Source organism: Stenotrophomonas sp. SAU14A_NAIMI4_8, from assembly GCF_003086695.1.
Lineage (GTDB): Bacteria > Pseudomonadota > Gammaproteobacteria > Xanthomonadales > Xanthomonadaceae > Stenotrophomonas.
In genome coordinates this window covers 3,915,370-3,935,742 of record NZ_CP025999.1, presented here as the reverse complement: position 1 = coordinate 3,935,742, position 20,373 = coordinate 3,915,370, and the positions used below count along the sequence as shown (strand labels likewise).

Genomic DNA, 20,373 nt, shown 5'->3' with positions numbered 1-20,373 from the left:
TCTACTTCACTGCTTTCTTGGTGGCCTTCTTGGCCGCTTTCTTGGCCGGGGCCTTCTTCGCCGGGGCCTTCTTGGCAGCGGCCTTCTTCGGTGCGGCTTCCTTCTTCACCGCCGCCTTCTTGGCCGGGGCTTTCTTCGCCGCGGCCTTCTTGGCGCCGAAGCCCTTGCGCACCGGCTTGCCGGTTTCTTCCATCAGCTGCTGCACTTCGGCCAGGGTCAGCGATGCCGGCTCGCGATCCTTGGGGATCTTGCCGTTCATCTTGCCGTCGCTGATGTACGGGCCGAAGCGGCCGTTCAGCACCTGGATGTCGCTGCCCTCGAACTCCTTGATGATCCGGTTGCGTGCGATTTCTTCCTTTTCTTCCACCAGGAACACGGCGCGGGCCAGGTCGATGGTGTACGGGTCATCTTCCTTCTTCAGCGAGGCATAGGTGCTGCCACGCTTGGCGAACGGCCCGAAGCGGCCGATGCCGACGCTGACCGGTTCGCCCTTGTCCTCACCCAGCGCGCGCGGCATCAGGAACAGCTCCAGCGCGTCTTCCAGGGAAATGGTGTGCATCGACTGGCCGGGGCGCAGCGAGGCGAACTTGGGCTTCTCCTCGGCGTCCTCGGCGGTGCTGCCGATGGCTGCATACGGCCCGAAACGGCCCAGGCGCACGCTCACCGGCTTGCCGGTCTTGGGGTCGGTGCCGAGCTCGCGCGCGCCACTGGCCTCGGCGCGGTCGACCGATTCCTTCTTGTCTTCCACCAGTTCCTTGAACGGCTCCCAGAAGCGGGCCATCAGCGGAATCCACTCTTCCTCGCCGCGCGAGACGGCGTCGAGCTCGTCCTCAAGCTTGGCGGTGAAGTCGTAGTCCACGTACTGGGTGAAGTGGCTGGACAGGAACTTGGACACGGCACGACCAACGTCCGACGGGCGGAAGCTGCGGCCTTCCATTTCCACGTACTTGCGGAACAGCAGGGTCTGGATGATCGAGGCGTAGGTCGAGGGACGGCCGATGCCGTACTCTTCCAGCGCCTTCACCAGCGCCGCTTCGGTGTAGCGCGGCGGCGGCTGGGTGAAATGCTGTTCGGCCAGGATGCGTTCCAGCGGGATGCGGTCGCCGGGCTTCATCGCCGGCAGCTTGCGGCCTTCGTCCTCGTCCTCGGCGCTCTTGTTGTCCTTGCCTTCCTCGTAAACGGCCAGGAAGCCGGGCACCACCACGGTGGTGCCGCTGGCGCGGAACACATGCTCGCTGCCGGCGGACAGGTCCACGCTGACGGTGTTGAGCGTGGCCGGAATCATCTGGCAGGCCACCGCACGCTTCCAGATCAGCTCGTACAGCTTGCGCTCGTCGTCGGTCAGGAAGCGCGACACCTGGGCCGGCGTGCGCAGGGCCGAGGTCGGGCGCACCGCTTCGTGCGCTTCCTGGGCGTTCTTCGACTTGGTCTGGTAGGTGTTGGGCTGGTCGGGCAGCGACGCGATGCCGTAATCACGGGCGATCACGTCGCGGATCTCGGCCAGCGCATCCTGCGACAGGTTCACCGAGTCGGTACGCATGTAGGAAATCAGGCCGACGGTGCCTTCGTCGCCGATGGCCACGCCTTCATACAGCTTCTGCGCCACCTGCATGGTCTTGCGGGTGGTGAAGCCGAGCTTGCGCGAGGCTTCCTGCTGCAGGGTGGAGGTGGTGAACGGCGGGGCCGGGCGGCGCTTGCGCTCCTTGCTGGCCACGTCGGTCACGTGCAGCGCACCCTGGGCGGCCTGCTGGATGCGCAGGCGCGCGGCCTCGGCGGTGTCGCCGTCGGTCACGGTGAACTGTTCAAACTTCTGCCCGTCCAGCTTGATCAGCTTGGCGTTGAAGTGCTGCGACGGGTGCGCGCACTCGGCGCCGATGGACCAGTATTCGCGGGCGATGAACGCTTCGATCTCTTCCTCGCGCTCGACGATCATGCGCAGCGCCGGGCTCTGCACGCGGCCGGCGGACAGGCCGCGCTGCACCTTGCGCCACAGCACCGGCGACAGGTTGAAACCGACCAGGTAATCCAGCGCGCGGCGCGCCTGCTGCGCATCCACCAGATCACTGGCGATGGCGCGCGGCTGGTTGATCGCTTCCTTGATGGCGCGCGGGGTGATCTCGGTGAACACCACCCGCTGCATCGGCTTGTCCTTGACCAGCCCGCGTTCCTTCAGGATCTCGGCAATATGCCAGCTGATCGCCTCACCTTCGCGATCCGGGTCGGTCGCCAGCAGGATGTCATCGGCGCCCTTGGCAGCCTTGGCGATGGCATCGACGTGCTTTTCGTTCTTGTCGATCACGTCGTAGTGCATGGCGAACCCGTTGTCCGGGTCGACCGCGCCTTCCTTCGGAATCAGGTCGCGCACATGCCCATACGAGGCCAGGACGGTGTAATCCTTGCCGAGGTATTTGTTGATCGTCTTGGCCTTGGCCGGCGATTCGACGATGAGCAGGTGCTTGGGCATGTCGGGATAGGTCTGTGGGCGGACCGGGGGAAGGGGCCGCTAGGGTGGAGCAAACGGCCGCATTAGTGAAGCGGCCACGGGAAATTCCATAAACTGAACGCCCGGTAGTGTGCCGGGCGTTCAGGTTTCCTTATTAGAGGAATCATGTCCGGGCGGCCGGTGTCAAGCAGCACGGCGTGATGACCGTCGCCTGCAGGCCGCCCGGGCAGGGCCGGTCAGCCGGCCATCTTGGCGATCATGCCGATGGCGAAGATCATCACCGCAAAGCCGGCCAGCATCAGCAGGCCGCCGATCACCAGCACCACCACGGTCACCGTGCCCAGCTCGTGGCGCTGCAGGTGCGGCTGGTCGCTGAAGGCCCAGCGGTCCACCACCACGGTGTCGCAGATCAGGTCGTGCAGGGCCTGCTTGCGGTCGGTGAAGGCGGCCATCAGGTAGCCGATCATCAGGGTCAGGCTGCTGAGGATGGTGGCGAAGTAGCGGCCGATACTGCGGCCCAGAGTCAGGCGTTCGCCGTTGCCGCGTACCACCTTGATGCCGATGGCCATCTTGCCCAGGGTGGCGCCGCCGCGCGAAGCGTGGAACCAGCCATAGTAGGCCAGGGAAATGACCAGGCCGGCCAGGCCGCTGACAAGCTGCGCGGTCACTTCGGCCGCCGTGCCGCCGCTGCCGGCCGCGCCCATGCCGGCGCCGATGCCCACGCCCAGGATGGCGCCGACGATCCAGCTGGGGATCAGCAGCACGAAGTAGTCGATCAGGTAGGCAGCAAAGCGCTTCCAGAAGCCGGCATAGACGATTTCGCCGCCTTGTACCGGCTGGCTGTAGTCGCCACCGCCTGCGCCGGGGGCGGCGTAGGGCGAATTGCTGAGTACGCCGGTGCCGGGCAGCGGCGCGGTGCCGTTGTCGATGGCCGCGTAGTCGCTACGCAGGTCGAAACCGCCACTGGCGGTGGCCGTACTGGCGTCTGCCAGGGTCTGCAGGCCCAGCTCGTCCACCACCTGGCGCAGGGCGGCCCATTGGCCCATGCCCTCGCGCCAGACCAGGGTGTCCAGGGTCAGCTGGCCGCGCTGGAAGCGCTGGCGGATCTCGGCTACCGGCAGCGGCCCCTGCCGCTGCTGTCCTTCTGCGTAGTACCACTCGGTCATTGCATGTCCCCTGTTGGGTCGTCCTTGGTTGTGGAGGCCTGTGCCGTTCAGCCGCGGCAGGCGACGGGCAGGTACTTGTCGTCGCTTTCGCCGCTGCATTCCCAACGGCCGCTGTCGCGGTCGTATTCCTGCCACAGCAGATCGCCATCGATGGTCTTGCCCGGCACCGACAGCGTGGCTTCAATGCCGCAGTGGCCATTGTTGAAACGGCCGATATGCACGGCCGACAGGCCCTGCGCGGCGAAATCGCCCGCGCCGGGGAAGCCGGCATCATTGGCGCCGGGGCAGCGGCCCTCGTCGTCGGCGAAGTGCTGTACCTGGTCCTTCAGCGGCTGCAGTGCGGTGATCGCACCGGCCACCTTGGCCTTGATCGTGTAGTCGTTGTAGGCCGGCAGTGCGATCGCGGCCAGGATGGCGCAGATCGGCACCAGGATCAGCAGCAGGCCGCCGCCGATGATGGCGGTGATGGCGCAGCCGGAAAGGCCCTTCTTCGGCGGCGGTGCGGCCATGGCCGGAGCGGCCGCGTAGGGCGTGGCCGGTGGCAGGGTAGGCGGCAGTGGGACTTCGGGCGGTGCTGGCGGTGCCGGCGGCGGCGGCGGTTCGACCGATGCCGGTGCATCCATCGCCGGCACGATTAGGCCCAGCTCATCGACCACGCTGCGCAGCGGCTGCCATTGCGGCAAGCCGTCGCGCCACACCAGGGTGTCCAGGTTGATCTGGTTGCTGCGGAACAGCGCGATCAACTGTTCCGCAGGCAACGGGCCTTGCTGGCGATTGCCTTCTGCATGGAACCACTCACTCACGGGGGACGCTCCTGAATGCGCACGGCCCCCAAGTGTACGGTCAGTGCAGCGGTTCTGGCTCGTCCACGAACATCTGCGTTTCCATCCAGGCGTAGGCCGCCTCGGCGCCGGGCTGGTTGAACAGCACCATCAGCACCACCCATTTCAGGTCATCCAGGTCCAGTTCGTCCTGGTCCAGGGCCATGGCACGGTCCAGCACCAGCTCGCGCTGGTCGGCATCGAGGATGCCGTGTTGTTCCAGATAAAGCAGGAAACCGCGACATTCCACGTCCAGTTTGTCCAGCTCGGGGCCGTGGTAGATGCGCACGGGGCCATCGACCCGGGCCTGCGCCACGCTGGGCCGCTGGGCGGCCAACGCGTCGAGCCAGTCGAACGCCTTGTTGATCTCGGTAGGGCTGAAACCGGCCTGTATCAGGCCATTCTGCAGCGAGTCGCGATCACGGATCAGGTCAGCATCTTCGCTGAAATAGTGTTCAAACAGGTACAGCAGTACGTCCAGGATGCTCTCTTTCATTGCCCCTCGGCCTGCGTCGGGCGACGCTGTGGAGGTGAAGAAACTAGGGAGTTCGACAGTAGCGGCCGTGTACGCACACCACGATTCCCGCCAGTTCCATGGCCAGCAGCATGGAGGACACCTCCGGCGCCGTCAATCCACAGCGCGTGATCAATGAATCCATACTGATTGGGTCGTGGTCCAGCGCGCGCCACAAGGTCTGGTAGTTGCGGTCACCGGCCCAGTGCGCCGGCAAGGCTGTCGAGACTGCCTGTTCAGTGGGGGCCGCCAGCCGGCTTTGCAAGTCCGGCAGTTGCTGGCGCAGGGCCGGGGCCAGCAGCTCCAGAACCTCCTCGGGGCGCTCGACCAGGGCGGCGCCGTCGCGGATCAGCCGGTGGCAGCCGGCCGCGCGCGGGTTCAGCACCGAACCGGGCACCGCGCAGACCTCGCGCCCGGCCTCGGCTGCCAGCCGCGCGGTGATCAGCGCGCCCGAGCGCTGCGCCGCCTCGACCACCACCGTGGCCAGGGCCAGCCCGGCCACCAGCCGGTTGCGCGCCGGGAACTGCCCGGGCCGGGCAGGCATGCCGGGTGGGTATTCGCTCAGGACCACGCCTTCGACGGCAATGCGGGCCTGCAGCCGGGCGTTGCCGGGTGGATAGGCCAGGTCCGGCCCGGTGGCGATCACCGCCACGGTGCAGCCGCGGGCATCCAGCGCCGCGGTGTGGGCGGCTGCGTCGATGCCCGCCGCCAGGCCGCTGCTGACGGCCAGCCCGGCCTCGGCGAAACAGCGGGCGAACCGCGCCGCCAGTGCGCGCCCGCCGGGCGTGGGCGAGCGGCTGCCGACCACCGCCACCGAGGGCCGCCAGGCCAGGCTGGGGTCACCGGCCACGAACAGCGCCAGTGGCGGGTTCGGCAGGTCCTGCAGCAACGGCGGCAGGGCCGGGTCGGTGCAGGCCAGCAGTTGGTGGTCGGGTGCCTGCAGCCAGTGCTGGGCGGTGGCCAGCGAACGCGCATCCGGGCCCTGCAGCGCGGCGCACTGGGCGGGCGTGCAGCCATGGGCGCGCCAGCCGGCAACGCCCAGCGCCAGCGCGGCACGGGCGGTTCCGGCGCTGCGCAGCAACGCGCGGCGCGGCGCCAGCGGCCCTTCGGCCAGCACCAGGGTCAACAACGCGAGGGTTTCATCCATCGGCCGACTATCGGCCAGATACAGCAACGGCGCCCTAGGGCGCCGTCGCATGTGCGTGTCAGAGGATGCCGGGCGTGCCCGGTATGCCCTTACTTCGCGTCCGGGTGCAGCGCGCTGTAGCCCACCTTCACCGGCTTCAAGCCCTGCATCACCAGCGCATAGCTGACGTTGTCGAAGGTGCGGAACACCATGGCATGGGCGGCGTACTCGTCCGGCAGGGTGACCCGGCCAGCGCCGGTGCTGCGCGAATCGTCCATGCGCGAGGAGGTCGGGTACTTCATACGGTGGGCCACATGGCTGCCCTGGCGCCACAGCGAGAACACCGTGCCGTTGTCCACGCCCTGTGCCTTGCCGGCGGAAATGGCGATGACATCACGCGGGCCGCCGGCATCGAACATGTCGGTGACCGCCAGCACGCGCACGTCCACGCCTTCCACGCTGGCCGCCGGCACATGCGGGAAGAACTGCAGGTCGTACGGCTGCGCTTCCACCGGTACCAGGCGGTCGCCGGCACGCACTTCGCGGCCGTTGGCGTTGCTGTCCAGCACCAGGGTGGAGGCTTCGGTCTTTTCGCCGGCCACCTGGGTGATGGTGCCCAGGCCAACCTGCGCCAGTTCATAGCCGAGCACGCCGCGGCGGTGGTTGGGCGCGTTGAAGGCCTTCCACAGGTTGCCGCTGCCCGGGGTCACGTCGCCGTTGGCGGTCAGGTCCTCGGTGGGCTTGGGCTGGGCGTAGCGCACGGTCGGGCGGACCACGGCCCAGCGCTGGCCCGGCTGGGCGTCGGCCAGGCGGACATAGGCGGTCTGGCCGCCGGTGGCACGCAGGCGGTTGTCTTCCAGGCCGACCACGTAGGGCAGGCCCTCAATGCTGTCCACCACGCTGAGCTGCTTCAGGAACGGCTCGACCTGGGCCAGCGGTACGCCGGTCACGGGCGCTTCCTGGCGCGGGCCGGGCGTGGCCGTCACGCGGTCCAGGTAGGCCAGGCTGAGCACGTCACCCGGATAGATCAGGTGCGGGTTGGCGATCTGCGGATTGGCTTGCCAGATCTCGGGCCAGAGCCAGGGCTTCTGCAGGAATTTGCCTGCAATGTCCCACAGCGTGTCCCCTTTGCGGACCACATAGGTGTCCGGGTGCCCGCCATTCACTTCAACGGCGGTAGCATAGGCAGCCACGGTCAGCATCGCCGCGGCGACGACCGTACGAAAACGAAGCAACATAGGTGCGAAGCCCTGATTCCCCAACAGGTTGGCGCACTATAGTCCAGAAACCGGGGCGCAAGGCAAGCGTTGCAGATAGAATCTGCGACGTATGCCGGCGTTGCCCCGGCCCCCAACCCGGAAACTGCCATGGCACTGCTCCCCATTCTTGAGTTCCCCGACCCGCGCCTGCGCACCAAGGCGGCCCTGATCGAGGCCACCGAGGTCACCACGCCGGCCTTCCAGGAACTGATCGACAACATGTTCCAGACCATGTACGAAGCCCCCGGCATCGGCCTGGCCGCCAGCCAGGTGGACGTGCACAAGCGCTTCATGGTCATCGACGTGAGCGAAGAGAAGAACGAACCGCGGGTGTTCATCAACCCGGAAATCGTCGCCAAGGACGGGGGCCAGGTGTACCAGGAAGGCTGCCTGTCGGTGCCGGGCATCTTCGCCGACGTCACCCGTGCCGACAGCATCACCGTGAAGTTCCTGGACCGCCAGGGCCAGCCGCAGGAGCTGTCCACCGACGGCCTGCTGGCGGTCTGCGTGCAGCACGAGATGGACCACCTGGACGGCAAACTGTTCATCGACTATCTGTCGCCGCTGAAGCGCGAGATGGTGCGCAAGAAGCTGGCCAAGCAGCGCAAGCACGTGGCGTGATCGCCACGCCGGGCCGGCCGCTGCGCCGGCCCGCGCCTGCGCACTGCGCGCGGGCCGCACGGCGCCGGATATGGGCGCCGTTCTTTTTTCTGCATGAAATCATCCTGCAAGTGGGGTCGCCATGAGGATTGTCTTTGCCGGTACGCCGGAATTCGCAGTGTCGTCGCTGCGCGCCGCTGCCCGCCACCATGAAGTCGTGGCGGTCTACACCCAGCCGGACCGCCCGGCCGGCCGCGGCCGTGGCCTGGCACCGTCGCCGGTGAAGCTGGAGGCGGTGGCCCGTGGCATTCCGGTGTACCAGCCGGAAACCCTGAAGGATGAGGCGGCCCAGCAGCAGCTGCGCGATCTGCAGCCGGACCTGATGGTGGTGGTGGCCTATGGCCTGATCCTGCCCAAGGCGGTGCTGACCATTCCGACGCACGGCTGCTGGAACGTGCATGCCTCGCTGCTGCCGCGCTGGCGCGGCGCCGCGCCGATCCAACGCGCGATCCAGGCCGGCGATGCCAGCACCGGCGTGTGCCTGATGCAGATGGAAGCCGGCCTGGATACCGGCCCGGTGCTGCTGCACCAGGAACTGCCGATCGCCGCCACCGATACCGGCGGCCAGCTGCACGACAAGCTGGCCGAGCTGGGCGCACAGGTGCTGTCCGACGGTCTGGGCCTGCTGCGTGCCGGCATCAAGCCGGTGGCGCGGCCGCAGCCGGAACAGGGCGTGACCTACGCGCACAAGCTGGACAAGGCCGAGGCCAAGCTGGACTGGGCGCAGCCGGCCGACGTGCTGGCGCGTACCGTGCGGGCCTTCAACCCGTGGCCGATTGCCGAGGCCACGCTGGCCGGCGAGCGCGTGCGCATCCACGGCGCGGTGGCGCTGGACCTGGCCCATGGCCAGGCCCCCGGCACCGTGCTGGCGGCGGGCCGTGAAGGCATCGACATCGCCTGCGGCCAGGGCGCGCTGCGCCTGCGCGTACTGCAGCGCGAGGGCGGCAAGGCGATCACCGCCGCCGATTACCTCAACGCGCGCCGCGATCTGCGCGCAGGGGTGTAACGGGTGGGCAAGCAGAACGATTTTTCGGTGGCCAAGGCCGCCCCGGGCGCGGCCACCCGCATGCTGGCCGCGCGCGTGCTGGCGCAGGTGTTCACCCGCGGCCGTTCGCTGAAGGCCGAGCTGGCCTGGGCGCTGCCCAAGCTGGCCGACACCCGCGACCGCGCCCTGCTGGAAGCCCTGTGCTTTGCCGTGCTGCGCCGTCGCAGCACCTACGATGCCGTGCTGCAGGGCTGGATGCAGAAGCCGCTGTCGGCACGCGATGCCGATCTGCGCACGCTGCTGATGGTGGGCTTTGCCCAGCTGGACGTGCTGGAACTGCCGGCCCATGCCGCACTGTCGGCCACGGTGGACGCCGCGCGCGCACTGGGCCGCGAGCGCCAGGCCGGGCTGGTCAACGCCATCCTGCGCCGTGCCCAGCGCGAGGGCTTCCCGCAGCAGCCGGCCCGCGATGCGTTCCCGGACTGGCTGGCACAGGCCATCGAGCGCGACTGGCCGGAACAGGCCGGCGCCATCTTCGACGCCAGCCTGCAGCCGGCGCCGCTGTGGCTGCGCGCCAACCGCCAGCAGGGCGGGCGTGACAAGGCACTGGCCGCGCTGGCCGAGGCCGGCATTGCCGCCGAACCCAGCGCCCTGTGCAGCGATGCCCTGCGCCTGGCCGCGCCGGTGCCGGTGAACCAGCTGCCAGGGTTTGCCGACGGCGCGCTGTCGGTGCAGGACCTGTCGGCGCAATGCGCCGCCGACGCACTGGCGCCGCCGCCGGGGGCACGGGTGCTCGACGCCTGCGCGGCGCCTGGCGGCAAGTCCGCCCACCTGCTGGAACGCGACCCCAGCCTGCGCCTGCTGGCGCTGGACATCGATGCCCGGCGCCTGGCGCGCGCGCGCGACACCTACGCCCGCACCGGGGTAGGCGAGGGCGCGCAGACCCAGGTGGCCGACGCCAGCGATACCGCCGCCTGGTGGGATGGCACGCTGTTCGACGCCATCCTGCTGGATGCCCCGTGCTCGGCCACCGGTGTGATCCGCCGCCAGCCGGACGTGATGTTCCACCGCCGGGCCGAGGACATCGAGGCGCTGGTGGGGGTGCAGGCGCGCCTGCTGGAAGCCTGCTGGTCGATGCTGCGCCCTGGCGGCGTGCTGCTGTACGCCACCTGCTCGATCCTGCGGGCCGAGAACGTGGACCAGGTGCGGGCCTTCCTGAAGTGGCATCCGGACGCGCAGGCCGCGCCGCTGGGTGACGCTTTCGGGCTGGATTGTGAGGGCATTGCCCGCCAGCGACTGCCCGGCAGCGATGATGCTGACGGATTTTTCTACGCGCGTCTGCTAAAAACAGCCTGACCTTTTCAATCGCCGAGTTCCCATGCTGAAAACCCGCGCATCACGCGAGACGTGGCTGTTCGTAGTGATGGCCCTGCTGGTGCTGGGCGCCGGCCTGGGCCTGCGCGACCCGTGGCCTTCGGACGAACCGCGCTTTGCCCTGGTGGCCAAGCAGATGGTGGAAAGCGGCGACTGGCTGTTCCCGCACCGCGGCCTGGAGCTGTATTCGGACAAGCCGCCCATGCTGATGTGGTGGCAGGCCACCCTGTACAGCGTGATCGGCAACTGGCGGGTGGCGTTCCTGCTGCCCTCGCTGATCGCCGCGCTGGGCACGCTGTGGTGCGTGGTCGACCTGGGCCGCCGGCTGTGGACGCGGCGCGTGGGCCTGTACGCCGGCTGGGCGCTGCTGTTCGCGCTGCAGTTCACCTTCCAATCGAAGAAGGCGCAGATCGACCCGCTGGTGGTGCTGTTCATCACCCTGGCCAATTACGGCCTGCTGCGCCACCTGCTGCTGGGCCCAGCGTGGCGCTGGTGGTGGCTGGGCTGGTTCTTCGCCGGCATCGGGGTGATCACCAAGGGCGTGGGGGTGATCGCCCTGCTGATGATCGTGCCGGCGGCCATCGCCTCGGCGCTGCACTGGCCGCGGGTGCGCCTGCATGTGCGCGACGTGCGGTTCTGGCTGGCGCCGCTGGCATTCGCGCTGGCGGTGGCGTTGTGGCTGCTGCCGATGGTGCTGACCGCGCTGGCGACCAAGTCGGGCGAGTACCAGGCGTACATGAACGACATCCTGTTCCGGCAGACGGCCAAGCGCTACGCGCAGTCCTGGGACCATCACCAGCCCTGGTGGTACTTCCTGGGCACCATGCCGTCGATGTGGATCCCGGCGTTCCTGCTGGTGCCGTGGGCGATTCCGGCATGGCGCCGACGCCTGCAGCGGCGCGATGCGCGGTACCTGCTGCTGCTGGGCTGGTGGGCGTTGATCGTGCTGTTCTTCTCCATTCCCAACGGCAAGCGCGATGTCTACATCCTGCCGTCGCTGCCGATGTTCTGCCTGGCCCTGGCGCCGCTGCTGCCCGGCCTGCTGCGCCGGCGCGACGTGCAGTGGCTGCTGGGCGCTTTCACCCTGCTGCTGGCCGTGGCCACGCTGGGCGGCGGCCTGGCCGCGCTGATGGGCGAGCCCAGCTTCGAAGTGCGGCTGCAACAGGCGCGCGGCATGGCGCCGGGGGTGATGAACCAATTGGCCTGGGCCGCTCTGGCCATGGGTGGCTGGGCCGTGGCCAGCCTGCTGCTGTTCGGGCGCCGCCGCTGGCACATGGCGCTGGTCTCCACGCTCACCGTGATCTGGGTGCTGTACAGCCTGGTGGGCTACCCGCTGTTGAACGATTCCAGTTCGGCGCGGGGGCTGATGCAGGCCGCCGGCCAGCGCATCGGCCCGAAGGCCGAGCTGGGCCTGGTGGCGTGGAAGGAACAGAACCTGCTGATGGCCGACCGCCCGGCGGCGACGTTCGGCTTCAAGGTGCACTGGGATGAACAGCTGGCGGCCGGCGTGCGCTGGCAGCAGCTGGCGCCGGAACGACGCTGGCTGCTGGTGCTGGAAGATGCCCTGCTGCCCTGCATCGACCGCAACCAGGCCGAATTGGCCGGTATCGCCAACCGCCGGCGTTGGTGGTTGGTGCCGGCCACGGCAGTGCAGGGGCGCTGTGTGTCCAATGCCGCCGAGCGCGAACGTGAACGGCAGATGCAGGATGATGAGTAGGCGTTCGCAGTCTGGTGTGTCCAGACTGCCCAGCAGGCTGCAAACACAGTAAAAGATACGGGCGGGGGTGGCCTGGCCACGCCTCTTGAACTTCCGCAGGAACGCAGTGATCGCTCTGAACGTGGCAGCTTCACCAGACAACCAAGACGCGCGGGCCAGCACCCTGCTGGCAGCTCCCGCCGGGGGCCGCCACGGCGTGGCCCATTGGCTGGCCCAGGTTGGCCTGTTCTGCATGCCGGCGCTGGTGCTCACCCTGCCCAGCAACCTGCTGGGCTATGGCGTGCTGTTGCTGGTCAGCACCCTGCTGGCCCCGGAACTGCTGTGGCGGGCCCGGCGCATCGAACCGACCACCCTGAAAGTGCTGACCGTGCTGATGCTGGCGGTGGTGGCGCTGGGCGTGTTCTCGATCCTGCTGTTCCAGCAGGGCCTGCGCGATGTCGACAACCGCTCGCGCTTCCTGGTCATTCCCTGGCTGGTGCTCTGGGTATGCGCACTGCGGCCGGACATGCGCTGGCTGTGGCGTGGCGCCCTGGCCGGGTTGCTGGGCACCTTCGTGCTGGCTCTGGTGCAGGTGCTGCAGGGGGCGCCCCGCGCTGAACTTTCAACCAATGCCATCGTGCTGGCCGACATCGTGGCCATGCTGATGGTGCTGCTGGTGTTCTGCCGTCCCTCACGGCGCTGGTCGCTGGTGATCGTGGGCATGGCGGCCGGCTGCGGCACCATCGTGCTGACCGGCAGCCGCGGGGTGTTCGCCGCGCTGCTGGCGCTGCTGGTGGTGCTGGCGCTCAGTCTGCGCTGGCGCACGGGCACGGCGCGGTTGTCGGTGCTGGGGGTGATGCTGGCGCTGGGCGCCACGCTGATGCTGTCGGTACCCGAACTGCGCCATCAGCTGCGCCTGACCGAACTGCACAGTGACGTGCAGCGGCTGGAGAAGGGTGACGCCGATTCGTCGGCCGGTGCCCGGGTGGAGCGCCTGCAGGTGGCCTGGGAAACCTTCAAGGACCACCCGTTCACCGGGGTGGGCATCGGCCAGTTCGATACGGCCATGCAGCGCCTGCCGGTCTGCCGCACCGATCCGGGCGAACTGCGCTGCCACCTGGGCCATGCGCATAACGACCTGGCCGAATGGACCGCGACCCAGGGGCTGCCGGGGCTGTTGCTGCTGCTGGCGGTGTACGGCGTGCCCCTGTGGGTGTTCGTGCGCCTGCACCGGCGCAGTGGTCGCGCCACGTTCCGCGGGCCGGCGGCCGCTGGCATCATGATCGTGGTGGCCTATGTGCTGTGCGGCCTGACCCAGTCGATGTTCGCCCACCAGATGACGGCCAGCTTCTACGTGACCATCGTCGGCCTGCTGGCCGGTCTTTCCATGGTGGAAGGCGCGCGGCACCGGGCGGCCATCGGACGGTAGCGCCGGGCCACGCCCGGCGGGTCAATCGGTCGGCGGGTCGGCCACGGCCTGGCCGTTGCCCAGCATCCACAGCATGATGGTCTTCTGCCGCACGTAGTTGGCGCGCACGTAGGCGTAGACCAGGCCATGCCAGCCATCGCGGAAGCCGCCGCGGAACACGAAGCCCCGCCAGAACCGCCAGGCCGGTGCCAGCACCAGCTTGCCTAGCGTGGCCCGCTTGCCGCGCGCGAACTCGTGCTCGGCCATCATCCGCGCGTACTTTTCGGTCTTGGCCAGCTGCTGCTGCAGGGACCGGTACGGGTAGTGGATCAGGTCGCCACGCAGGGTGCCGACGCTGCCGTCCACGCTGGCCGCCTCATGGATCTCGCGCTTGCCGCGCCAGCCACCGTGGCGGCGGTCGAACAGGCGCAGCACGCGGTCGGGGTAGGCATTGCCATGGCGCAGGAACTTCCCGAAATACTCGGAAAGCCGCGCGAAGCGGTAACCCGCGTGGCCACTGAAGCCGCCGTCTCGGGCGGCCTCGATGGCCGCGCGCAGTTCCGGGCTGATGCGCTCGTCGGCGTCCAGGCACAGCACCCAGTCGTGCTGCGCCTGCGCCACGCAGAAGGCCTTCTGGCTGCGGAAGCCGTCGAACCGCCGCTGCAGCACGCGGGCCCCGGCGGCTTCGGCGATGGCCACGGTGGCATCGGTCGAATACGAGTCCACCACCACGATCTCATCGCAGAAGGCCAGCGAGGCCAGGCAGTCGCCGATGCGGCCGGCCTCGTTGAACGCGATAATGCACGCCGAGATGCGAGGCCGTTCGATGGGAGCGGTCGTGGAGGACATGATGGCCGGGTACCTGTTGTTTGCGACGGAGCGCTATGCGCTGCCTATTCTCGCCCCGTTGGCGCAGGCGTTGCACGCCTCGGGCCAGCAGGTCAGTGCCTGGTTCGAGGGGGGCGCCGCTGGCAGCCAGCTTCCCGGGGTGCCCACGGTGGGCCTGAAGCAGGCCCTGGCGCTGCGCCCGCGCGCGGTGTTCAGCGCGGCCAACTGGGTGCCGACCTTCCTGTCCGGGGCCAAGGTGCAGCTGTTCCATGGCTTCAACGTGGAAAAGCGCGACAGTGCGCGCGGCCACTTCCGGGTGCGCGGCATGTTCGATCTGTACTGCACCCAGGGCCCGGCCACCACCGCACCGTTCCGGCAGATTGCCGACCAGCAGGGGCATTTCGCGGTGGCCGAGACCGGCTGGCCGAAGCTGGACCCGTTGTTCCGCGACGATGGCGGTGAAAGCGCGGCGCTGCGCGCGCCGGCGGACGGACGCCCGGTGGTGCTGTTTGGTTCCACCTTCACCGAGCGCCTGAGCGCGGCCCCGCACCTGCATGCGCAGATTGCCGCCGACATCGCCGCCGGTGATCGCTACTGGCTGCTGACCCTGCACCCCAAGTGCCCACCGGAGCTGTTCGAGCAGTACCGCGCGCTGGCCGGTGCCAATGCGCGCTTCATCGAGCCCGAGCAGGTGATGGCCGCGCAGCGTGCCGCCGACGTGCTGGTGTCGGACACCTCGTCGATCGTTTCGGAGTTCATCGTGCAGCACAAGCCGGTGGTGACCTTCCGCAACCGGGTGCCGAAGCCGCACATGATCGACTTCGATGCACCCGAACTGCTGCCGGCCATGCTGCAGCGCGCGCTGCATCCCGATGCGGCGCTGACGGCGGAGATCGTGCGCTATGCCGATGCCATCCACCCTTATCGCGATGGCCGTTCCAGCGAGCGGGTGATCGCCGCCACCGAGGATTTCCTGGCCGGCGAGATGGGCGCGCTGCGGCGCAAGCCGTTCGGCACCTGGCTGCGCGATCTGCAGATCCGCAAGGACCTGGGCTATTGGGGCCCGGCGCAGCGCTGACGGGGGGGTGATCGGGTAGCGTCGATCGTTGGGTTGCCACGCGCCCGTCAGTAGATCCACGCCATGCGTGGATGGTGTGTGTCTGGGGTCAGAGCCCTTTCCTGCGGAAAGGGATCCGACCCCGCCGGGTCGACTGCTCTTCATGAATTGCGCGAAAACCCCGCGCTGCGCGCGATAGTCGACCAACGGTCGACTCTACCGTCGCGTTTCCAGTAGATCCACGCCATGCGTGGATGGCGCTTCCGGGGGCGGCCGTCACCAGCGCAGCTTGCGCCGGGCCAGGGCGTGGGCCAGTTGTTCCATCAGTTGCTGCGCTTGCGCCTGCGGCAGGTAGTTCAGGGTCAGCGCCACATCGCCGTGTGCGCCGGCCGTATCCAGTTGCAGGCTGGCGGTGCCCAGCAGCTTGTCCAACGGCGTGCGGCGCAGGCGCAGCGCCTGCACTTTGTCCAGTTCGGCCCAGCGCCACCAGCGCTTCCACCAGCCGCCGCGCACGGCCACGAAGTGGTCGTCCAGGTACCAGCCCATGCGCGCCATCTGCCGGTGCGCGGCCAACAGGGCGATCGGCAGCCACGCCAGCACGGCCAGCCCGAACGTGCCCCAGCGCCAGTACGCCGCGGCCGCCAGCAGCGGCACCAGCAACAGGCTGCCCAGCGCCAGCCGCCACCAGCCGCGCTGGCGCACCGGCTGCCACTGTGGCGGTGGCCACTGCAGCTGCGGCAACAGGTGCTGCACCAGGCCGTCGCAGGTGGCCGCCGGCGCCAGCGGCGCCAGTTCGCGCAGGGCGCGGTCGTCGCCGCGCGAGGGCCCGCCGGCGGCGCTGTCGATGCGCAGTTGGCGCAGCCCGAACCAGCGGTGCAGGGTGCTTTCGCGCAGGGTCCAGGCCTGGATGCGGCGCCGCGCCACACTGCTGCGGGTGCGGCTGAGCAGGCCGGTGGCCACGGTCAGGCGGCGCTCGCGCTCGCTCAGGGTGAAGCCGTGGTAACGCAGCAGGGTCAGCGCGACCGACAGCACGCGCAGCGCCAGCCAGCCCAGCAGCAGCACGCTGGCCGCCAGCAGCAGCGCACCGGTGGTGCCCGGGTGCAGGTGGCTGACGAAGCCGAACGCCTGGCGGCCACCGCGCTGGATCGCATCGTCCATCACCGGCCGTGGCACGGTCTGGAACAGCAGGCCGAAGGCGGCCACCGCCAGCGCCCAGCCGCGGTTGGACAACAGCCCCATGCGCAGCACGTCCCAGCTGGACAGGCGCAGCAGCACGTGGTCCTGCGCATCGTCCGGCGCGACCGCCTGCGGTTGATCGTCGGCCACGGCCTGTGGCGCCTGGCCGCGCTGGCGCACCAGTTGTTCCAGCGCCAGCGCCTGGTCCAGCCGCAGCACGCGCATTTCCGCCTCCGGACGTACGCCGCCGGCCGATTCCAGGCGCAGTTCGGCTACCCCGAACAGACGGTGCAGCGGGTTCTGCCGCACTTCCACGTTGTGGATGCGGGCGAAGGGGATTTCGCGCCGGTTGCGCGCGAGCAGGCCGCTGCGCACGGTGATCGCATCGGCGCCGATCTGGTAGCGGTAGCTGAGGTACTGCAGCACCGACACCAGTACCAGCGCGACGATGGCGCCCAGTGGAATCAGCTGCGCCCACATCGGGTCGCGGTCGCCGCGCTGGCCGAACACCAGCAGCGCCACCAACGGCAGGAAGTAATGGCGCAGCTGCATCAGCAGCACGAACAGCCACGACCAGGGGTGCAGGCGCTGGTCCTGGCCGCCGGTGGGCAGCGCGGCAGGCAGGGGCGGTGGCTGGCTCACAGGGCGTCGGCGTCCTGGTCCAGCTGGTGGGCCAGGGTGTCGCGCAGGCGTTCGGCATCGGCCTGGTCCAGGCCGTTTACGGTGACCGCGCTCATGCGGGTGCCGGCGGTGTGCACGATCAGCGTGGCCAACCCGGCGCGGCGCTCCAGCGGGCCACGGCGCAGGTCCAGGTGCTGCACGCGCGACACCGGCACCCGCGTTTCCAGCTGCCACATCAGGTCGCGGCGCAGGCCCAGGCCCTGTGCGTCCAGGCGCCAGCGTGTGCGCCGGGTGCGGCGGTGGCCGATCCATGCGCCGAACAGCACGCCGGCCAGCAGGGCGGCACCGGCACTCCACAGGCCACCGGGGGCATCGAAGAACCAGCAGGCCGCGGCCAGCGGGGCGCCGGGAATGAACACACCGCCGAACGCGCCTTCCAATGCGGCCAGTACTGCCGCACGTGCGGGCAGCGGCTGCCAGTGGTCCAGGGGCGGCGCAGGGTCGGCAATCGGCAGGTCGGTCACGCAGGCATCCGTCGGGCAGCAGGGCGGGCGGTGGCGGCCGCAGCCGCACCGCGCTGACGGTAGCAAATCGGCCGCGTTACTGGGCGGCCTGGATCAACGCATCCACATCCAGCAGGTGGCCGGCGCGGTCGGCCTTGGTGCGCAGGTACTGCTCGTTCTCGGCGGTGATCTCGCCGGTGACCGGAATGCAGTCCAGCACTTCAATGCCGGCATTGCGCAGGCGCTGCGCCTTGGTCGGGTTGTTGCTGAGCAGGGCCACGCGGGTGATGCCCAGGCCGTGCAGCATGGCCACCGCGCTGCCGTAGCGGCGCTCGTCGGCACCGAAGCCCAGCTGCGCGTCGGCATCGATGGTGTCCAGGCCGTCGTGCTGGTAGCCGTAGGCGCGCATCTTGGCGGCAATGCCGGTGCCGCGGCCTTCCTGGTCCAGGTACAGCAGCACGCCGCCGCCCAGTTCCTTCAGCTTGCGCAGGCCGCGCCGCAGCTGGTCGCCACAGTCGCACTTGAGCGAACCGAACAGGTCGCCGGTCAGGCACGAGGAATGCACGCGCACCGGCACCACGGCCGACAGGTCGGGTTCGCCGACGATGATCGCCACCTGGTCGCGCTGGGCCACGCCGCCGCGGAACACGGCGAAGGTGGTCATGCCCACATCGCGCAGCGGCACCGGCGAACGCGCCACCAGTTCGTAATCGTGGGCGGCATGGGCAGCGCCTTCGGCCAGATCGCACAGGGCCACGTCGGCGGCGCCATCGAAGGTGCGGTCGTCGGCGGCCAGGCGCACCGCCACCATGGCCGGCAGCAGCAGGCCCAGGCGGGCCAGTTCCACCGCACCGGCGTCGAAGGCATCGCCCGCGCTCCAGCCGTCCGGCATCGGGCCCGGCTCGCGCAGGTAGCCCAGCGACGGCAGCGCATCGAAGGCGATGCCGGCCAGCGGCAGGCGCGCGCCGTGCGCGGCCTCCACGCCCAGCACGCGGGCGCGGGTGGCGGTCAGGAACAGGTAATGGCGTTGCTGCGCGGCCTTGGCGAAGGCGGCGAAGCTGCTGGCGGTGGCGCTGTCCAGCGCGATCACCGCCAGGCGCTGGCCCTGGCCGTCGTGCAGCAGGACCGGGCGACCGGCACGCAGTTCGGCCACCGCGCGTTCGCAGCGGATCGCGGCAGGGTCGCCGAACAGGGAAGAAGCAGGCATGGCAGGACCGGGGGAGGCGGACATCGCAGTCTCTATGGGGGCGCCGGCGTCGTATTCAACATAGCGCGATCGCCGGCGTCCGGCCGTCAGTGCGGGTGCTTTTCGGTGGCGTAGGGGTCGTCTTCGCCGCTGCCCGGCGGCCGCAGCGTATAGCGCTTGTAGGTCCACTGGTACTGCGAAGGGTCGCGCCGGGCAATGCGTTCAATGCCCGCATTGAGGGCGGCCACGGCCACCTGCGGGTCCGGGTCGGCCACGGCCGGGTCGGTTGGTTCGATGTGCAGGGCGAATTCCATGTCCGGACCAATGCGTTCGCACCAGCCGTACAGCACGGTCGCGCCGGTGCGCTCGGCCAGCCGGTTGACCAGGGTCATGGTCAGCGCCTGCACGCCGAAGAACGGCACGAACACGCCGTCGCCGGCCTTGGGCTGCTGGTCGGGCAGGATGCCGGTGGCACCGCCGTCCTTCAGTACCTTGAACAGCTGGCGCACCGCCGGGCCTTCGGCGCGCACCTGCTGCACGTTCTGGCCGCCGCGCACCAGCTGCAGGAAGGCATCGCCGGCCTCGTCTTCCGGTGGCTTGTAGACGATGGCGATCTGCCCGCGCGAGGCCAGCCACTGGTTCAACAGCTCCCAGTTGCCGAAGTGCGGGGCGGCGACGATCACGCCCTTGCCGCTGGCCAGGGCGGCGTCGTACAGGGCCTGGCCGTGGCGCTCCTTCAGGTGCAGCCGCAGGTTGTCGGCCGGGCTCTGGCTCCACAAGCGCAGGGTTTCGATGGCCTGCAGCGCGGTCGAGCGCAGCACCTGGCGGTGCAGGGCGGTGCGGGTGGTCGCGTCCAGTTCCGGGTAGGCCAGTTCCAGGTTGCGGCGGGTCACCCGGCTTTCGCGGGCGTCCAGGCGGATCCACGCCCAGGCCAGGGCGTGCGCGAACCCCCGCAGCAGCGGCCAGGGCAGGCGGGCGAACAGGGTGGTGGCGCGGTAGACCAGCCGGGCTTTGCGTTGCGGATTCATCGCCCCCAGTTTAGCCAAGGGCGCTGCTATCGTGGCCGGCCGTGTTCAAAGGAAGCCCCCGCATGCTCGTCCTGATCCAGCGCGTCAGCCAGGCCGCCGTCCACGTAGAGGGCGAAGCGGTGGGGCAGATCGGCCCGGGCCTGCTGGCCCTGGTGGGCATGGAACCGGGCGACACCGAGGCGCAGCTGCAGCGCATGGCCGAACGCCTACTTGGCTACCGTGTATTCGCAGATGAGGCCGGGCGCATGAACCGCTCGCTGCGCGACACCGGCGGCGGCCTGCTGCTGGTCAGCCAGTTCACCCTGGCTGCGGACACCCGTTCGGGCATGCGGCCCAGCTTCACCAGTGCCGCTCCGCCGGACGAGGCTGAACGCGGGTTCAATCGATTTGTCGATATCTGCCGTGAAAATCATGCTGCGGGGGTGGAAACGGGCCGATTTGGTGCCCATATGGTCGTCAGCCTGGTCAATGACGGTCCCGTGACCTTCCTCCTCAGGCCCTAGGCCGCCGGGACCACCGCCC

The 20,373-nt window shown here is 69.3% G+C and carries 18 protein-coding genes; 7 read left to right on the top strand and 11 right to left on the bottom strand.

The annotated features are described in order from the left end of the window. Window position 1: 1 nt before the first annotated feature. From C1930_RS17755 to C1930_RS17730, 6 genes are all read right to left on the bottom strand, one after another. Entirely contained in the window at window positions 2-2,464 is a 2,463-nt protein-coding gene (locus C1930_RS17755; RefSeq protein WP_108772312.1) for a DNA topoisomerase I, read from the bottom strand. Between the two features lie 215 nt (window positions 2,465-2,679). After that, window positions 2,680-3,609 (bottom strand): RDD family protein, encoded by a 930-nt coding sequence (locus C1930_RS17750; protein ID WP_108757280.1) that lies wholly within the window; start codon window positions 3,607-3,609, stop codon window positions 2,680-2,682. 47 nt (window positions 3,610-3,656) lie between these two features. After that, entirely contained in the window at window positions 3,657-4,412 is a 756-nt protein-coding gene (locus C1930_RS17745) for a GYF domain-containing protein (protein ID WP_108757279.1), read from the bottom strand. 40 nt (window positions 4,413-4,452) lie between these two features. Beyond that, entirely contained in the window at window positions 4,453-4,926 is a 474-nt protein-coding gene (locus C1930_RS17740; RefSeq protein WP_108750316.1) for a DUF494 family protein, read from the bottom strand. 43 nt (window positions 4,927-4,969) lie between these two features. Beyond that, complete coding sequence (gene dprA, locus C1930_RS17735) at window positions 4,970-6,091, bottom strand: DNA-processing protein DprA (RefSeq protein WP_234412690.1); 1,122 nt, start codon at window positions 6,089-6,091, stop codon at window positions 4,970-4,972. A gap of 89 nt (window positions 6,092-6,180) precedes the next feature. Next, window positions 6,181-7,308, bottom strand: coding sequence for a LysM peptidoglycan-binding domain-containing protein (locus C1930_RS17730; protein ID WP_108772310.1), 1,128 nt, complete (start codon window positions 7,306-7,308; stop codon window positions 6,181-6,183). A gap of 129 nt (window positions 7,309-7,437) precedes the next feature. Between C1930_RS17730 and def the strand changes: the two genes are divergently transcribed. From def to C1930_RS17705, 5 genes are all read left to right on the top strand, one after another. Further along, window positions 7,438-7,950 (top strand): peptide deformylase, encoded by a 513-nt coding sequence (def, locus tag C1930_RS17725; RefSeq protein WP_108772309.1) that lies wholly within the window; start codon window positions 7,438-7,440, stop codon window positions 7,948-7,950. A gap of 121 nt (window positions 7,951-8,071) precedes the next feature. Further along, a complete protein-coding gene (gene fmt, locus C1930_RS17720; protein ID WP_108757276.1) occupies window positions 8,072-8,995 on the top strand; it encodes a methionyl-tRNA formyltransferase in 924 nt (307 codons plus the stop codon). Between the two features lie 3 nt (window positions 8,996-8,998). Further along, window positions 8,999-10,330, top strand: a complete 1,332-nt coding sequence (rsmB, locus tag C1930_RS17715) for a 16S rRNA (cytosine(967)-C(5))-methyltransferase RsmB (RefSeq protein WP_108772308.1) — start codon at window positions 8,999-9,001, stop codon at window positions 10,328-10,330. A gap of 22 nt (window positions 10,331-10,352) precedes the next feature. Beyond that, on the top strand, window positions 10,353-12,065 hold the full coding sequence (locus C1930_RS17710) for a glycosyltransferase family 39 protein (RefSeq protein WP_108772307.1): 1,713 nt from the start codon (window positions 10,353-10,355) through the stop codon (window positions 12,063-12,065). Between the two features lie 232 nt (window positions 12,066-12,297). Next, window positions 12,298-13,473 (top strand): O-antigen ligase family protein, encoded by a 1,176-nt coding sequence (locus tag C1930_RS17705; RefSeq protein WP_108757803.1) that lies wholly within the window; start codon window positions 12,298-12,300, stop codon window positions 13,471-13,473. A gap of 21 nt (window positions 13,474-13,494) precedes the next feature. On the opposite strand, the gene C1930_RS17700 is transcribed toward C1930_RS17705, so the two are convergent. Then, entirely contained in the window at window positions 13,495-14,301 is an 807-nt protein-coding gene (locus tag C1930_RS17700) for a glycosyltransferase family 2 protein (protein WP_108772306.1), read from the bottom strand. Between C1930_RS17700 and C1930_RS17695 the strand changes: the two genes are divergently transcribed. Next, window positions 14,300-15,358, top strand: coding sequence for a CDP-glycerol glycerophosphotransferase family protein (locus C1930_RS17695; RefSeq protein ID WP_108772305.1), 1,059 nt, complete (start codon window positions 14,300-14,302; stop codon window positions 15,356-15,358). The genes C1930_RS17700 and C1930_RS17695 overlap by 2 nt on opposite strands. A 255-nt stretch (window positions 15,359-15,613) precedes the next feature. Here C1930_RS17695 and C1930_RS17690 read toward each other — a convergent pair whose 3' ends face one another. The 4 genes from C1930_RS17690 to C1930_RS17675 form a co-directional block, all read right to left on the bottom strand. Further along, a complete protein-coding gene (locus tag C1930_RS17690) occupies window positions 15,614-17,155 on the bottom strand; it encodes a PH domain-containing protein (RefSeq protein ID WP_108772304.1) in 1,542 nt (513 codons plus the stop codon). Further along, window positions 17,152-17,658: a PH domain-containing protein gene (locus C1930_RS17685; RefSeq protein ID WP_108754275.1), complete on the bottom strand. Its 507-nt coding sequence runs from the start codon at window positions 17,656-17,658 to the stop codon at window positions 17,152-17,154. The genes C1930_RS17690 and C1930_RS17685 overlap by 4 nt, the downstream gene beginning before the upstream one ends. A gap of 76 nt (window positions 17,659-17,734) precedes the next feature. Beyond that, a complete protein-coding gene (gene ribA / locus C1930_RS17680) occupies window positions 17,735-18,868 on the bottom strand; it encodes a GTP cyclohydrolase II RibA (protein WP_108772303.1) in 1,134 nt (377 codons plus the stop codon). A 62-nt stretch (window positions 18,869-18,930) separates the two neighbouring features. Beyond that, the gene (locus tag C1930_RS17675) at window positions 18,931-19,851 is read right to left on the bottom strand and encodes a lauroyl acyltransferase (RefSeq protein ID WP_108754273.1); all 921 of its coding nucleotides are present in this window, start codon (window positions 19,849-19,851) and stop codon (window positions 18,931-18,933) included. Window positions 19,852-19,913: 62 nt separating this feature from the next. Here C1930_RS17675 and dtd point away from each other — a divergent pair, with 62 nt between their 5' ends. Further along, entirely contained in the window at window positions 19,914-20,354 is a 441-nt protein-coding gene (dtd, locus tag C1930_RS17670) for a D-aminoacyl-tRNA deacylase (RefSeq protein WP_108772302.1), read from the top strand. The last annotated feature ends 19 nt before the right edge of the window (window positions 20,355-20,373 follow it).